Raw genomic sequence first — 15,591 nt, forward strand, 5'->3', positions numbered from 1 at the left:
AAAAAATCCGCAGACCCGGAACCATTGGCGTCCTCGATAATTTCGACCCGACGGGGGGTGTTCTAAAACGACTTCTGAAGGCGCCCGGTGTCGCACAATGATGTCCGCGGAGAGTCGCCAGTGGCGGAAAAAAATAACGAAGAATGCGCCCAGCTGCGTGCCAGCCTGATCGAAGCACTGACGAGCCTTCGCGATGGTGATTTTTCCGTTCGGCTCAAGCTCAAGTCGAGACATCCCGAAGATCGCGAGATCGCCGAACTCTTCAACGAGGTCGTGGGGCTCAGCGACAGCATCACGGGTGAGTTCGAGAACCTGTCTCGGATCGTCGGCAAGGAGGGCAAGATCGCCCACCGGGCCGGGGTCAAGGGCGCGCGGGGCGGCTGGCAGGCCAAGCTCGACGCGGTCAACGGTCTGGTCGACGACATGGTCCAGCCGACTACCGAGGTCGCGCGCGTGATCGGCGCGGTCGCCAAGGGCGACCTGTCGCAGCAGATGGCGACCGAGATCGACGGGCGCGAGCTCAAGGGCGAATTCCTGCGCATCGGCAAGGTCGTGAACACCATGGTCGACCAGCTCGGCTCGTTCGCCTCCGAAGTGACGCGCGTGGCGCGCGAGGTCGGCACCGAGGGCAAGCTCGGCGGGCAGGCGCGGGTGAAGGGCGTAGCCGGTACGTGGAAGGACCTGACCGACAACGTGAACCTGATGGCCGACAACCTCACCGGCCAAGTCCGCAACATCGCCGAGGTCACCACCGCGGTGGCGCGCGGCGACCTGTCGAAGAAGATCACCGTCGACGTGAAGGGCGAGATCCTCGAGCTCAAGGACACCATCAACACGATGGTCGACCAGCTCAACGGCTTCGCCTCCGAAGTGACGCGCGTGGCGCGCGAGGTCGGCACCGAGGGCAAGCTCGGCGGCCAGGCGGAAGTGCCCGGCGTCGCCGGCACTTGGGCCGATTTGACCGACAACGTGAACCTGATGGCCGACAATCTCACCGGCCAGGTCCGCAACATCGCCGAGGTCACCACCGCGGTGGCGCGCGGCGACCTGTCGAAGAAGATCACCGTCGAGGTCCGGGGCGAAATCCTCGAGCTCAAGAATACGATCAACGTCATGGTCGACCAGCTCTCCAGCTTCGCCTCCGAAGTGTCGCGCGTGGCGCGCGAGGTCGGCACCGAGGGGCGCCTCGGCGGGCAGGCCAAGGTCGAAGGCGTCGCCGGCATCTGGAAGGACCTCACCGACAACGTGAACGAACTCGCGGCGAACCTCACCGGCCAGGTCCGCAACATCGCCGAGGTGACGACCGCGGTGGCCTCGGGCGACCTGTCGAAGAAGATCACCGTCGACGTGAAGGGCGAGATCGCCGAGCTCAAGAACACCATCAACACGATGGTCGACCAGCTCGGTTCGTTCGCCTCCGAAGTGACGCGCGTGGCGCGCGAAGTGGGCACCGAGGGCAAGCTCGGCGGTCAGGCCAAGGTCGAAGGCGTCGCCGGGACCTGGGCCGACCTCACCGACAACGTGAACGAACTCGCGGCGAACCTCACCGGCCAGGTGCGTAACATCGCCGAGGTGACGACCGCGGTGGCCTCGGGCGACCTGTCGAAGAAGATCACCGTCGACGTGAAGGGCGAGATCGCCGAGCTCAAGAACACGATCAATACGATGGTCGACCAGCTCAACGGCTTCGCCTCCGAAGTGACGCGCGTGGCGCGCGAGGTCGGCACCGAGGGCAAGCTCGGCGGCCAGGCGCGCGTCCCCGGGGTCGCCGGGACGTGGCAGGACCTGACCGAAAACGTGAACCTGATGGCCGACAACCTCACCGGCCAGGTCCGCAACATCGCCGAGGTCACCACCGCGGTGGCGCGCGGTGACCTCTCGAAGAAGATCACCGTCGACGTGAAGGGCGAGATCGCCGAGCTCAAGAACACCGTCAACACGATGGTCGACCAGCTCAACGGCTTCGCCTCCGAAGTGACGCGCGTGGCGCGCGAGGTCGGCACCGAGGGCAAGCTCGGCGGCCAGGCCATGGTGCCCGGCGTCGGCGGGACCTGGGCCGACCTCACCGACAACGTGAACCTGATGGCGACCAATCTCACCAACCAGGTGCGCGGCATCGCCGACGTTGTGACCGCCGTGGCGCAGGGCAATCTCAACCGCAAACTGACGCTCGATGCCAAGGGCGAGATCGCGACGCTGGCCGAGACCATCAACGGCATGATCGAGACGCTGTCGACCTTCGGCGACCAGGTTACCAACATGGCGCGCGAAGTGGGGGTCGAGGGCAAGCTGGGCGGACAAGCGCGCGTGCCCGGTGCTGCGGGCCTGTGGCGCGACCTCACCGACAACGTGAACCAGCTGGCGGAGAACCTCACCAATCAGGTGCGTTCGATCGCCGACGTGGCGACCGCGGTGACCAAGGGTGACCTTACCCGCTCGATTTCGGTCGAAGCCTCGGGCGAGATGGCCTCGCTGAAGGACAACATCAACGAGATGATCCGCAACCTGAAGGATCAGACGCTCAAGAATGCCGAGCAGGACTGGCTCAAGACAAACCTCGCGCGCTTCAGCCGGATGCTGCAGGGCGAACGCGACCTGACCACCATTTCCAACCTGATCATGAGCGAACTCGCCCCGCTGGTAAACGCGCAATACGGCGTGTTCTACGTTGCCCAGGAAGGCGAAGACAAGGACCCCACGCTCGATCTCGTCGCCAGCTACGGTGCAGGCAATCCGGATGAGATGAAGCCCCGTTTCGTCCTGCGCGAAGGACTGATCGGGCAGGCCGCAGCGGACAAGGCGCCGATCCGGCTCGATAAGGTTCCCGACGGCTATTTGCGCGTCAGCTCGGGGCTCGGCGATGCCAAGCCGGCGCACCTCTTCATCCTCCCGGCCCTGTTCGAAGACGAGGTCAAGGCGGTGCTCGAACTGGGCAGCTTCGAAGGCTTCAGCGATACGCATAACGGCTTCCTGATCCAGCTGATGGAAACCATCGGGATCGTGCTCAACACGATCGCCGCGACCATGCGGACCGAGGAACTGCTCAAGGAATCGCAGTCGCTGACGCAGGAATTGCAGGCGCGGCAGACCGAGCTCACGACCAAGCAGGAGGAACTCGCCCAGACCAACGAGGAACTGCAGGAAAAGGCGCAGCTGCTCGAATACGAGAAGAAACAGGTCGAGGAGAAGAACTTCGAGATCGACATGGCGCGCCGCGCGATCGAGGAAAAGGCCGAACAGCTGGCGCTGACCTCGAAGTACAAGAGCGAATTCCTCGCCAATATGAGCCACGAATTGCGCACCCCGCTCAATTCGCTGCTGATCCTCTCCAAGGTCCTCAACGACAACGAGGAAGGCAATCTCAGCCAGAAGCAGACCGAGTTCGCCAAGACGATTCATTCGGCCGGGTCGGACCTGCTCAACCTGATCAACGATATTCTCGACCTGTCGAAGATCGAATCCGGGACGGTATCGATCGAGCTCGACGACATGCGGCTGTCCTCGTTGCGCAAGCATGTCGAACGCACCTTCCGCCCGCTTGCCGCGCAAAAGGGGCTCGGGTTCGAGGTCGAGTTCGCCGAGGACCTTCCCAAGACGCTGCGGACCGACGAACAGCGGCTCCAGCAGATCCTCCTCAACCTCCTTTCCAACGCCTTCAAGTTCACCGGAGAAGGCAAAGTCGCACTGGACGTCCGGATGGCCACGTCGGGCTGGAACCGCGAGCATCCCGAGCTGGCCGGGGTGGACCAGGCGATTGCCATCGCGGTCACCGATACCGGCATTGGTATTCCCGAGGACAAGCAGAAGCTCATTTTCGAGGCTTTCCAGCAAGCGGACGGGACCACCAGCCGCAAATATGGCGGCACCGGTCTCGGACTCTCGATCAGCCGTGAAATCGCCGGGTTGCTCGGTGGCGAACTACAGGTTTCTTCCAAGCCCGGAGAGGGCTCGACCTTCACCCTCTTCCTGCCACTGACCCCGCCGCAGGTGGACGACTCCGCGGGTTCCTCGGCTCAGCGCGAGGAACCGCGCGAGCCGCGCCTCGTTCACCTCGACGAAGAAGGCGAGCGCGCTTCGCTTTCCGACAATCCCTTCGTCCTGCTGGTGACCGGCGATTCGGCGATCGGCGACCGGCTGGTAGAGGACGCCGGGAAGCACGGCCTGGCCGCCAATATGTCCACCAGCGGTGCCGCGGCGATCACGACCGTGCGGCGGACCCCACCGGCCGCGGTGATCCTCGATCTCGACCTGCCCGACATGGATGCGGTCGTCCTGCTCGACCTGCTCGTCCATAATCCGGGCACGTCCGGGTGCCCGGTCATGGTGCTCGGCAAGGGCACGGCAACGCCCGCCGTCGAGAAGCGTATCGCCGAGGGCTCGACCGTCTTCGATCGCTCGGCGAAGGACTTCTCCGAGCTCTTCTCGGCGCTCAAGGCGCAGATCGAGATTGACGCAAACGAAGAACGGCAGGACGACGAACAGCCGGCGCCCTCCGACGACACGCTCTCCAACAGACACATCCTCATCGTCGACGACGACATCCGCAACATCTTTTCGCTCGCCAGCGTGCTCGAAACGCGCGGCGCATCGGTGGTCTACGCCGAACGCGGCGCCGACGGGATCGAGATGCTGCGCGCAAAATCCAACATCGACGCGGCGCTGATCGATATCATGATGCCCGAGATGGACGGTTACGAGACGATGCAGCGGATCCGCGAGGATGACGGCCTGGCCGGGATCCCGCTGATCGCGGTGACCGCCAAGGCGATGCGCGGCGACCGGAACAAATGCCTCGAGGCGGGCGCCGACGATTACATCTCCAAGCCGGTCGACATCGACCTGCTGCTGGCGGTGCTCAGGGTCGCATTCGACCGAGTTTCCGAACCGCGTGCCGAGACGCAAGAGGTGGAAGCAGCCAAATGAGCGATCTTGCGGACAACAAGACCGATACGGGCGCAAGGATCCTGATCGTCGACGACGACGAGCGCAACCTGCTCGCGCTTTCGGAAACGTTGCGCCCGCTCGCCGAGGTCACCTGCGTCGCCTCGGGCAAGGATGCCTTGCGCGAATTGCTGCAGCACGAGTTCGCGGTCATCCTGCTCGACGTCTACATGCCCGAGATGGACGGCTACGAGACCGCCGCCCTCATCCGCGAGCGTAGCCAGACCGCGCAGGTCCCGATCATCTTCCTGTCGGCGGTCAACAAGGAAACCTCGCACCTGATGCGCGGTTACGAGATGGGCGCGGTCGATTACGTCTTCAAACCGGTCGATCCGATCATCCTCAAGACCAAGGTCGGGGTGTTCGTCGATCTTTACGAGACGCGCCAGCAGGTAGCGGAACAGGCCCAGCTCGAGAGCAGCCTGCGCGAGGCTCACCTGCGCGAACAGCTCGACCGGATCGCGGTCGAACGCAAGCTCCAGGAAAGCGAGCGGCGCCAGGCCTCGGTGCTCGGCACGCTGCCGATGGCGGTCTACGAATGCCCCTGCGATGCGACCAAGCTCACCCGCACCTTCGTCGGCGGCGACCTGCACTATTTCGTCGGCGATACGGCGAGCGAGATCTTCGATGGCGTGCGCCGGTTCGACGAATGGGTCCACCCCGACGATCTCACCGCGTACGAAGCGGGCAGCGAGGATAACGGCGATGCGGTGACGAGCGAATACCGCTTCGTGGGCCCCGACGGACGCAAGCGCCACCTGCTGGACCAGCGGATCAAGGTCGCAGGACCCGGGGGGCAACCGCAATGGGTCGGCACCATCCTAGACCTCACCGATCGCCGCGAGCTCGAGGAGAAGCTCGTCCATGCCGGCAAGCTCGACGCGCTGGGCCAGCTGACCGGCGGCGTCGCTCACGATTTCAACAACCTGCTCGCGGCGATCCTCGGCGGGATCAACATTCTCGACCGCAGGCTCGAACTGGGCGAAGCGGAAAAGCGCGTAATCGAGCAGATGCGCCACGCGGCGCATCAGGGGACCGACCTGGTCAAGCGGATGATGGCTTTCGCGCGGCGGCAGGACCTGACCCCGACGAGCGTCAAGCCGAGCGACCTGTGCGACGCTGTCGCCGGGCTGGTCGAGCACGCGCTGGGCGACAACGTCTCGGCGTCGTGGAATTGCGGCGAATCCGATCTCAGCATCTACGCCGATCGCAGCCAGCTGGAGCTGGCATTGATGAACCTTGTCATCAATGCGAGGGACGCGATGCCCGACGGTGGCACGGTCGAGGTTTCGATCGAGGAGGTCGGCGAGGCCGATGCGCCCGCACTCGCGATCCGCGTCTGCGACAGCGGTATCGGGATGAGCAAGAAGGTGCTGAAGAAGGTCACCGAACCCTTTTTCACGACCAAGGGTGCGGGGAAGGGGACCGGGCTGGGCCTGTCTATGGTCGCCGGCTTCGTCGATCAGTCGGGTGGCGAACTGGAAATCCAGAGCACCCTTGGCAAAGGCACCGAAATTGCGATCAAGCTTCCGGCGACCGAGAGCGTGTCCGGTGAGGACGCGGCCGAGCAGGCTCGGGAGCTGTCATGGTTCGAGGACCGGAGGCTGGCGCTGGTCGATGACGATGACGGAGTCCGCATCGTCCTGTCCGAGCAGCTCCGGGACGCCGGAGCCAAGGTCGAGGAATATGCCTCGGGCGCGGAGCTGATCGCGGCGATCGGCGAGCGCAAGCGCGACTACGACGTGGTGATTTCCGACTTCGCGATGCCCGGGCTCGACGGTCTCGAAACGCTGCAACGGATCCGCAATGCTGCACCGCATATCGGCCGCGTGCTGATGACGGGCAATATCGCCGACGAAAACCTCGCCAACCTCGAGGACCTTCCGCTGGTCCACAAGCCCGTCGATCTCAAATCGCTGGCATCGGCCTGCGTCAGGGCGCTGCAGGCCGAGCCGGTCTGAGGCCGCGCCCGAACCGAACTTCCGGGTGCGAGACGAAAGCCCCCGCGGTCATCGGCGAACCGTCGGATGCAGAGTGAATGCGATAGGAAAAAATGGTGGACGCACTAGGGCTCGAACCTAGGACCCGCTGATTAAGAGTCAGCTGCTCTACCAACTGAGCTATGCGTCCACACCGGCCTCGGGCCGCGTCCGATGAGTACCTGTACTCGAATCGGGAGGCGCCCATATAGCGGGTGATTCCGCGCTGCCAAGTGGCTGCGTGCGGAAAAGTCGATTTAGTAGCGCCTGCGGCTCTGGGTCTTGCCCCAGTGATCGACCGCCATCAGCGAGCCGATGCAGATCATCACCGTCATCATCGACGAACCGCCATGGCTCATGAAGGGCAGCGGGATACCCACCACGGGGGCGAAGCCCATCACCATCAGCATGTTCACCGCGGCGTAGAAGAAGATCGTGAAGCCCATCCCGACCGCCATCAGGCGACCGAAGCGGTGCGGCGCGCGCCCCGCGACGCGGAGCGCCCAGCGCAGGATCAGCGCGTAGCACATCAGCACGAACACACCGCCCATCACGCCCCATTCCTCGGCCATGGTGGCGAAGATGAAGTCGGTATGCGCCTCGGGGAGGTAGGCGAGGTGGCTTTGCGAGCCTTCGCCGAAGCCCTTGCCGGTCAATCCGCCCGATCCGATCGCGATCTTCGACTGGGTGATCTGGTAGCCCTTGCCCAGCGGGTCGCTCGCCGGGTCGAGGAAGGTCGTGACGCGGCGTTGCTGGTAGGGCGAGAGCGCGAACTGGTAGGCGAAGGGCAGGGCGGCCAGCGCCACGCCGCCGGTCACGAGAAACCATTTGAGCGGCGCGCCCGCCATGAACACGATCACCGCCCCGCTGGCGACGATCGCGAGCGTGGTGCCGAGATCGGGCTGCATCAGCACCAGCGAGCAGGGCACGCCGAGCAGGATCGCCACCGGCGCGATTCCGCGCAGCGTTCCCACCATGCCCGGCGGCAGGGTGGCGAAGAAACGCGCCAGCACGATTACGATCGCAGGCTTCATCAGTTCGGACGGCTGCAATTGCATGAAGCCGAGGTCGATCCACCGCTGGCTGCCGCCGCCGGTAAATCCGATCGCCTCGACCACCACCAGCAGGAACACCAGCACGACATAGGCCGGGTAGGCCATGAAGCGGTACACGGTGTCGTTGAAGCGCGACATCACCAGCGCCATCACGAGGAAAACCCCGAACCGCATGAGGTGCTTGGCAGCATAGGGCTCCCAACTGCCGCCGGCCGCCGAATGGAGCACGGCCGCGCCGAAGCCGGTCAACGCCAGCAGGACGAGGCTGACCTTCCACGGCCAACGCAGCAGGCCCTCGGGGACGATGGCGGTGGCGGCCATCAGTCGGTGGTCCCGGCCGTCGGCGCGGCAGTCGGAGATGACGTCGGGGACGGGGCCGGTGTCGGGGCGGGCGTCGCCGTCGACGAGGTCGCACCGCCGCGCGGGTTCGCGCCCCCGGTGGTCGATCCGTCGTCCTGGGCCGAAGCATTGAAATAGGAATCGCTGGCGCGGGTTTCGGCCGAGCCTTGGATCGGCTCGCCGCGCCTGGCGGCGGCTACCGTCCCCGGTGCGCTCCCGCCGCCCGGCGGCAGCGTCTCGCCCGCGGCGGCAGCGGCGGCGCGATATTGGGCGGAAAGGCGCTGCTGCGCGGTACCGCCCCACTGGCGCTCGAAGGCGTGGAGCATTTCGAGTGCCTTGTCGGGATCGTAGAGGAAGGTCAGCACGTCGCGCGCCACCGGGTATGCCGCGCCCGATCCGCCGCCGTGCTGGATCGTCACCGCGCAGGCATAGCGTGGGTTGTCGAACGGGGCGAAGCACATGAAGTGGCCGTGGTCGCGATATTTCCAAGTCCCGGACTTGCCGTCGGAATAGTTGAGCCCGACGACCTGCGCGGTGCCGGTCTTGCCCGCCAGCAGCACGTCATCGATCGGCAATCTCGCGCGCCCGGCGGTGCCGGGGCCATTGACCACGTCGCTCATCGCCTGGCGGACGTAATCGATGTTTTCCTGCGGGAAGCCGAGGCTCTGGAAGTCCGGGACGTCGTCCGACTGAACGATGCGCGGCATCACTTCCCGGCCCATCGCGATCCGCGCAGCCATCACGCATTGCTGCAACGGGCTGATCAGCATGTAGCCCTGACCGATGGTCGAGTTGACCGTGTCGTAGGCCTGCCATTCGCGCCCGTATTTCTCCTTCAGCCATTCGGGGCCAGGGACGGTGCCGTAGAATTGGTCGATGAAGGGCAGCGGGTATTCCTGCCCCATGCCCAGGCGCTTGAGCATGGCGGTGATCGGTTCCATCCCCGATCGCTGCGCGAAGTAATAGAAATAGGTGTCGCAGGACTGGTAGATGCCCTTGGCCATGTCGACCTGGCCGTGCCCGCCGCGCTTCCAGCAGCGGAAATAGCGATTGCCGACCTGCAGGCCGCCGCCGCAATAGACGCTCTCGTCCGGGTCGATCCCGGCCTTCATCAGCGCCATCGCGACGCCCGGCTTCACCGTTGAGCCGGGCGGGTAGAGCGAGCGCAGGGTCTTGTCGAGCAGCGGCTTGCGCTCGTTCTCGTTAAGCATCGAATACTCGACCCGGCCGATCCCGTCGGAAAAGCTGTTGGGATCGAAGGACGGCATCGATGCCATCGCGAGCAGGTCGCCGGTGACCGTGTCCATCACGACTACCGCGCCGCTCTCCGGGCCGAGCCGACGCGCGGCGTAATCCTGCAGGGCCGCATCGATCGTGAGCCGCAATGGGGCCCCCGGCGTGTCCTCGCGCGTGTCGAGTTCGCGTACGATCCGTCCGCTGGCGGTCACTTCGGTGCGCCGCGCGCCGGGCTCGCCGCGCAGGCGCTGTTCGAACTGCTGCTCGAGCCCGTCCTTCCCGATCTTGAAACCGGGCGTAACAAGTAGCGGGTCCTTGCCCTCGGCCTCGTATTCCTCGCGATCGGCGGTGCCGACATAGCCGAGCAGGTGGCCGACCGCGGGGCCGGTGGGATAGTTGCGGGTGTAGCCGCGCTGCGCGACCACGCCCGGCATGTCGGGCAGGCGCACGCTGATCGCGGCGAAGCGATCGTAATCGAGGTTGGAGGCGACCTCGACCGTCTGGAACCCGGTCGATTGCTCGATCCGGTCGCGCAGGTCGGTCATCTCGGTGTCCGAGAGCTTCAGCACCTTCGCCAGCATGTCGAGCGAGCGCTCGCGCGCATCGCCCATGCGCTCGGGGATGAGGTCGACGCGGAAATCGGCGCGATTGGCCGCGAGCGGCGTGCCGTAGCGATCGACGATCGCCCCCCGGCGCGGAGGGATCAGCGCGAGGTTGACCCGGTTGCTTTCGGACAGCACCTCCCAGCGCTCGTTCTCCGCAACGCCGAGATAGGCCATCCGGCCGACAAGCAGCAGCCCTACGCCCGCCTGCATCGAGCCGAGGATCACCGCGCGGCGATCGAAGGCGTTCTGCAGCGAGACCCCGGTGGGCGGCGGCGACGAGGCCCTGGGCTTGCGGCGGCGAAACATCAGCGGATCCGGCTCAACCTGACCAGCCGCAACCGATCGAGGATGCCGACGATGCGGTTCACGAACGGGAAGGGGAGGAGCGAGAGCAGGATCTGGGGTCCGAGAATGGTGAGGGCGCCGAAATCGCCGGGATTTGCGAACACCGCGCCGAGCACGAGGTAGACGACCACGATCAGCGAGGCGAACAGCCATTCCTGCAGGAATCCGCGCCAAGGCAGCTGCCGTTCGACGGCCTCGAGCGCGATCATGGTCAGCGAGAACAGCAATATACCAGAGCCCAATGGCTGTCCGCTGAACAGATCGTCCCAAAAACCCAGCGGGAGCCCCGCCCAGACCGGCAGCAGGCCCGGGCGCAGCTGGCGCCAGGCGATCAGCATCATCAGCGCGAGTGGCGGAACCAGCGGTGCCGAGGTGATGATCGGCAGCATCGGCGTGAGCGAAGCCAGCATGATGCTCGCCCACGGCAGGCCGTAGACCATCAGCGGGGAAGGCGCATAGCCGATCCGCCCGACGCCGCGTCGCTTCTTGACCTTGCTCCGGACCGCGATCGCCATCACTCGATCTCGCTGGCGGCGTCCGGGTCGAAGACGGGATCGACGGTCACGAATTCGGTCGCTGCGGGGTTGCTGAGCACCTGCGCGACCGCACCGTCGGACAGCAATTCGGTGACCACCGCGACGGGGATGTTGGGAAGGTAGAACCCGCCCGACCCGCTGGTCACGAAGATGTCGCCGGGCTTCAAAGGGTTGATGGTGAGGTCGACGAGGCGAATGCGGACGGTGCCGTCGCTCTCGCCCTCGGCGAAGGCGGTCAGCCCGTCTTCGGCGCGGCGCACCGGCACCGTGCTCTGGCGGTCGGTGACGAGCAGCACGCGCGAAGTGTTGCGCCCGGTTTCGAGCACGCGTCCGATCAACCCGCGTTCGGAGCGCACCGGCATGCCGCGCGCCACGCCCTGGTTGGTCCCGGCCGACATCGTTGCGAAACGACGGGTGCTGGTCGAGGTCGAGCCGATCAGCCGCGCGCTCACGATCGGTTCGCGTTCGTCTTCGAACAGGTTGAGAAGTTCCTTGAGGCGCCGGTTCTCGGTCTCGACCGCCTGCAGTTCGGCGAGGCGCACGCGCGCGGTGGCGAGGTCCTTCTCGAGCCGCCGGTTTTTCGACCCGGCGCGGAAATAGGCGCCGATTTCCTCGAACATGCTTTGCGAGGTCGAACGCCCGCCGGCCCCGGCGACCGCGACCGGGCGCGTCACGTCGCTCGCCGCGCCGCGCGCATCCTCGAACCGGTCGCTGCGGGTCCAGGAGAGCACAAGCAGGGTGATACCGATCACCGCGCCAAGGACGGCGACGACCCAGGCGGCGAAATTCGTATATTGTTCCCTGCGCGAGAAGCCGAGGCTTCTCTTCACGGACGATGCCATCGCTTTCGGCTGCTCCTGTTGCGGCCCGCACCCGGCCGAGACGGGGTGCGGGCAATCATGGTTTCGACGCTACCCGGTTACTGGGTCATCAGCACGCCGTGGAAGATCGGTTCCTCCATCGCGCGGCCGGTGCCGATCGCGACGCAGGTCAGCGGATCTTCCGCGACGGTGACGGGCAGGCCCGTCTCTTCGCGCAGGTATTCGTCGAGCCCGCGGATCAGCGCGCCGCCGCCGGTCAGGACGATGCCCTGGTCGACGATGTCGGCCGCCAGTTCGGGGGCGGTGTTCTCGAGCGCGATGCGCACGCCTTCGACGATCGCGCCGATCGGTTCGGCCAGCGCCTCGGCGATGTTGGCCTGGTTGATCGTGATTTCCTTGGGCACGCCGTTGACGAGGTCGCGGCCCTTGAGGGTGAACTGTTCGCCCACGCCGTCATCGGGCACCACCGCGCAGCCGTAATCCTGCTTGATCCGCTCGGCAGTGGCGTCGCCGATCAGGAGGTTGTGGTGGCGACGGACGTAGGAGATGATCGCTTCGTCCATCTTGTCGCCGCCGACGCGCACCGAGGTGGTGTAGGCGAGGCCGCGCAGCGAGAGCACGGCGACTTCGGTCGTGCCGCCGCCGATATCGACCACCATCGAGCCGACCGGCTCGGTCACCGGCATGTGCGCACCGATCGCGGCGGCCATCGGTTCGAGGATCAGGTAGACCTGGCTCGCGCCGGCATTCGAAGCGGCGTCGCGGATCGCGCGGCGTTCGACCGAGGTGGAGCCCGACGGCACGCAGATCGTGATCTCGGGATAGCGGAACATCGAACGCGAACCGTTCACCTTGCGGATGAAGTGCTTGATCATCTCTTCGGCGACTTCGATGTCGGCGATCACGCCGTCGCGCAGCGGGCGGATCGCCTCGATCGAATCGGGCGTCTTGCCCATCATCATCTTGGCGTCTTCGCCGACGGCCTTCACCACCGGGGTGCCGTTGCGCATTTCCATCGCCACGACCGACGGTTCGTTGAGGACGATTCCCTGGTCCTGGACGTAGACCAGCGTATTGGCGGTGCCGAGATCAATGGCGATGTTGGGGGCGCCGAATTTGAAGAGATTGCCGAACAAGCCCATGTGAGTGTCGTATCCAATTGTAATTGCGCGCCAATCCAGCGGATCAGGACAGGCGATGCAATGGGGTTCCCGTAAGAACATGCGCTCTAGCGCAAGATTGTTCCGAATTCCAAGAAATTGGCCGATTTTGCGGGTGATTAAGCGACGGAGCGGACTGACTTCGCGGCGAGGTGCGGATATGCTCGCCCGCCCATGCCAGAAATCCGCCGCCTGCCCGAAGATCTCGTCAACCGTATCGCCGCCGGCGAGGTGGTCGAGCGACCGGCCTCGGCGCTCAAGGAACTGGTCGAAAACGCAATCGATGCGGGTGCGAAAAATATCGCGGTTCGGCTCGAGGGCGGGGGGCGCGACGCGTTCGAAGTGACCGATGACGGCTGCGGCATGGATCCCGACGAGATGGCGCTCGCGCTCGAACGCCACGCGACCTCGAAACTGCCCGAAGAACTGCTCGGCGAGGGGACCGCGCTCGAACAGGTCCGTACGCTCGGCTTCCGCGGCGAGGCGCTGCCCTCGATCGCCAGCGTCGCGCGCTTCACGCTCGAAAGCCGGGTTCGGGGCGAAGAGGGTTGGCGCATCGTCGTCGATCACGGTGCCGAGGTCGAAAGCGGCCCTGCAGCGCTGCCGCCCGGAACGCGCGTGCGGGTGGAGAACGTGTTCGCCAAGGTACCCGCGCGGCGCAAGTTCCTCCGCACCGAGCGCAGCGAATACGGGGCCTGCATGGACGTGATGCGCCGCCTCGCGATGGCGCGGCCCGAGATCGGCTTCACGGTCGAACATGCCGGACGGCGATCGCTCGCGCTGCAGCCGGGGCAGGGGCAGGCTGAGCGGGTCGCCCAGATCGTCGCCAAGGAGCTCGCGCAGGACGGCGTGCGACTCGATTTCGAGCGCGGCGAGGCGCGGCTCACCGGCGTCGCGGGCCTGCCGACCTTCAATCGCGGCGTGGCCGATCACCAGTATCTGTTCGTCAACGGGCGCCCGGTGAAGGACCGGCTGCTGTCGGGCGCGGTGCGCGGCGCCTATGCCGACATGCTCGCGCGCGATCGCCACGCGGTGCTCGCGCTGTTCCTCGACCTCCCGCCCGTGGATGTCGACGTCAACGTCCACCCGGCCAAGACCGAGGTCCGCTTCCGCGATGCCGCCGCGATCCGCGGCTTGATCGTCTCGGGCCTGCGCCGCGCGCTCGACATGGGCGACCGCCGCAGCGCGCAGGCTCCCGCTGCCGACGCGATGGGGCGCTGGCAGGTCGAGCCGGGATACGATGCGGAAACCGGTGAAGTGCGCGAACCCGCCATGGCCGATGTCTCGCCAGCGCTCCACTCGCTCTTCACCGGGCGTGATCGCGGCGCAGGGGGCACGAGCTTCCGCGAACCGCGCGTGGAATACGCCGCCGAGCATCGCAGCGCCTTCGCGCTGCCGCAGGGCCGCGCCGAGCAAGCGCAGCCGATCAAAGAGGGCCAGGACTATCCGCTCGGCATCGCGCGCGGGCAGGTCGCCAACACCTATATCGTCGCCGAGGCGAAGGACGGGCTGGTGCTTGTCGACCAGCACGCCGCGCACGAACGCCTGACGCTCGAACGGCTCAAGGCGGCGGGGGCGGAAGCCAAGATGCAGCAGTCGCAGCCGCTGCTGATGCCGGACGTGATCGAAATGGACGAAGCCGATTGCGACCGGCTCGAAACCGCGATCGAGAAGATGGGCGAGCTCGGCCTCGTGATGGAGCGTTTCGGCCCCGAAGCCATGCTCGTCCGCGCGATGCCTGCCGCGCTGAAAAAGGCGAAGCCCGAAGCGCTGCTGCGCGACATCGCCGACGATATCGCCAAGCACGGCGAGGCGCTGCTGCTCGGCGAAAAGCTCGACCTCGTCCTCGCCACCATGGCTTGCCACGGCTCGGTCCGCGCGGGCCGCGTGCTGCGCGTCGACGAGATGAACGCGCTGCTGCGCGAAATGGAAAACACCCCGCGCTCGGGCCAGTGCAACCATGGCCGTCCGACATGGGTGAAGCTATCGATGGACGACGTCGAGAAGCTGTTCGGGCGGCATTAAAGGCGCGATTGCGAACCTTAAGCGGACATTCCGCTAACGACCCGATTGCGGACGATACGATTAATGCTCGGTGGGTTCAGACAGCCTTTCGCCAAGCCAGCTATCAACTATGACTGAAACTCCGAATGGGATCTTCAGTGCATTAAAAATTTGTAGTGCGTCTGGCTCGACAGCGAAGCCAGATGCTCCATTGTTTGACCGATACCCACAGAACACATCTACCTTCGCGTCGAGACCGGTGAGAAACTCGACAGCTGGCTCGACCCTAGTCCATAACCATCGAAGATGCTCAGTTAACTCAGCTTCTTCTGCTAGAGGGGCGGTAAGATGCCAAGCATCATCAGGGTACGGCCGGGCCGCTGGCCGCCGCCTCTTACCCGCTTGGTGTGTGTGCGTAGGCAAGACACCCAGTTTGGAAGAAATTTGATCGAACGGCAGAGATTGTCCGTGGATACGGAGCGTTGCGGTGTAGGCGAAATAGTCCTGTTCGCCCTCTGAAGCTGAAAAATTCATCCCTCTCTTTAGCGCCTACGAATGACCGCTTTCCAC

The 15,591-nt window shown here is 65.4% G+C and carries 9 protein-coding genes and 1 tRNA gene; 3 read left to right on the forward strand and 7 right to left on the reverse strand.

Annotation, left to right across the window (positions count from 1 at the left end):
* Window positions 1-120: 120 nt before the first annotated feature.
* Both IEW49_RS05100 and IEW49_RS05105 read left to right on the forward strand, forming a co-directional pair.
* Window positions 121-4,923, forward strand: a complete 4,803-nt coding sequence (locus IEW49_RS05100; protein WP_188641667.1) for a HAMP domain-containing protein — start codon at window positions 121-123, stop codon at window positions 4,921-4,923.
* Window positions 4,920-6,902, forward strand: coding sequence for a response regulator (locus IEW49_RS05105; protein WP_188641668.1), 1,983 nt, complete (start codon window positions 4,920-4,922; stop codon window positions 6,900-6,902). The genes IEW49_RS05100 and IEW49_RS05105 overlap by 4 nt, the downstream gene beginning before the upstream one ends.
* A 93-nt stretch (window positions 6,903-6,995) precedes the next feature.
* On the opposite strand, the gene IEW49_RS05110 is transcribed toward IEW49_RS05105, so the two are convergent.
* From IEW49_RS05110 to IEW49_RS05135, 6 genes are all read right to left on the reverse strand, one after another.
* Window positions 6,996-7,071, reverse strand: a tRNA-Lys gene (locus tag IEW49_RS05110).
* A 106-nt stretch (window positions 7,072-7,177) separates the two neighbouring features.
* Window positions 7,178-8,296 (reverse strand): rod shape-determining protein RodA, encoded by a 1,119-nt coding sequence (gene rodA, locus IEW49_RS05115; RefSeq protein ID WP_188641669.1) that lies wholly within the window; start codon window positions 8,294-8,296, stop codon window positions 7,178-7,180.
* The gene (gene mrdA, locus IEW49_RS05120) at window positions 8,296-10,461 is read right to left on the reverse strand and encodes a penicillin-binding protein 2 (RefSeq protein WP_188641670.1); all 2,166 of its coding nucleotides are present in this window, start codon (window positions 10,459-10,461) and stop codon (window positions 8,296-8,298) included. The genes rodA and mrdA overlap by 1 nt, the downstream gene beginning before the upstream one ends.
* Window positions 10,461-11,015: a rod shape-determining protein MreD gene (gene mreD / locus IEW49_RS05125; RefSeq protein WP_229658090.1), complete on the reverse strand. Its 555-nt coding sequence runs from the start codon at window positions 11,013-11,015 to the stop codon at window positions 10,461-10,463. The genes mrdA and mreD overlap by 1 nt, the downstream gene beginning before the upstream one ends.
* Complete coding sequence (mreC, locus tag IEW49_RS05130) at window positions 11,015-11,878, reverse strand: rod shape-determining protein MreC (RefSeq protein WP_188641671.1); 864 nt, start codon at window positions 11,876-11,878, stop codon at window positions 11,015-11,017. Before mreC ends, mreD begins: the two co-directional genes overlap by 1 nt.
* A gap of 77 nt (window positions 11,879-11,955) precedes the next feature.
* Window positions 11,956-12,999 (reverse strand): rod shape-determining protein, encoded by a 1,044-nt coding sequence (locus IEW49_RS05135; protein ID WP_188641672.1) that lies wholly within the window; start codon window positions 12,997-12,999, stop codon window positions 11,956-11,958.
* Between the two features lie 192 nt (window positions 13,000-13,191).
* On the opposite strand from IEW49_RS05135, the gene mutL reads away from it, so the two are divergent.
* Window positions 13,192-15,042 (forward strand): DNA mismatch repair endonuclease MutL, encoded by a 1,851-nt coding sequence (mutL, locus tag IEW49_RS05140; RefSeq protein ID WP_188641673.1) that lies wholly within the window; start codon window positions 13,192-13,194, stop codon window positions 15,040-15,042.
* A 60-nt stretch (window positions 15,043-15,102) separates the two neighbouring features.
* Here mutL and IEW49_RS13240 read toward each other — a convergent pair whose 3' ends face one another.
* Window positions 15,103-15,555: a DUF4279 domain-containing protein gene (locus tag IEW49_RS13240; protein WP_188641674.1), complete on the reverse strand. Its 453-nt coding sequence runs from the start codon at window positions 15,553-15,555 to the stop codon at window positions 15,103-15,105.
* Window positions 15,556-15,591: the final 36 nt, after the last annotated feature.

The organism is Pseudoblastomonas marina (genome assembly GCF_014641655.1).
Lineage (GTDB): Bacteria > Pseudomonadota > Alphaproteobacteria > Sphingomonadales > Sphingomonadaceae > Alteriqipengyuania_A > Alteriqipengyuania_A marina.

What these genes read in the sequence shown, in the direction of transcription:
- IEW49_RS05105 (WP_188641668.1), top strand. Translation starts at nt 4,920, where the DNA reads ATGAGCGATCTTGCGGACAACAAGACCGATACGGGCGCAAGGATCCTG.
- rodA (WP_188641669.1), bottom strand. Translation starts at nt 8,296, where the DNA reads ATGGCCGCCACCGCCATCGTCCCCGAGGGCCTGCTGCGTTGGCCGTGG.
- mrdA (WP_188641670.1), bottom strand. Translation starts at nt 10,461, where the DNA reads ATGTTTCGCCGCCGCAAGCCCAGGGCCTCGTCGCCGCCGCCCACCGGG.
- mreD (WP_229658090.1), bottom strand. Translation starts at nt 11,015, where the DNA reads ATGGCGATCGCGGTCCGGAGCAAGGTCAAGAAGCGACGCGGCGTCGGG.
- mreC (WP_188641671.1), bottom strand. Translation starts at nt 11,878, where the DNA reads ATGGCATCGTCCGTGAAGAGAAGCCTCGGCTTCTCGCGCAGGGAACAA.
- IEW49_RS05135 (WP_188641672.1), bottom strand. Translation starts at nt 12,999, where the DNA reads ATGGGCTTGTTCGGCAATCTCTTCAAATTCGGCGCCCCCAACATCGCC.
- mutL (WP_188641673.1), top strand. Translation starts at nt 13,192, where the DNA reads ATGCCAGAAATCCGCCGCCTGCCCGAAGATCTCGTCAACCGTATCGCC.
- IEW49_RS13240 (WP_188641674.1), bottom strand. Translation starts at nt 15,555, where the DNA reads ATGAATTTTTCAGCTTCAGAGGGCGAACAGGACTATTTCGCCTACACC.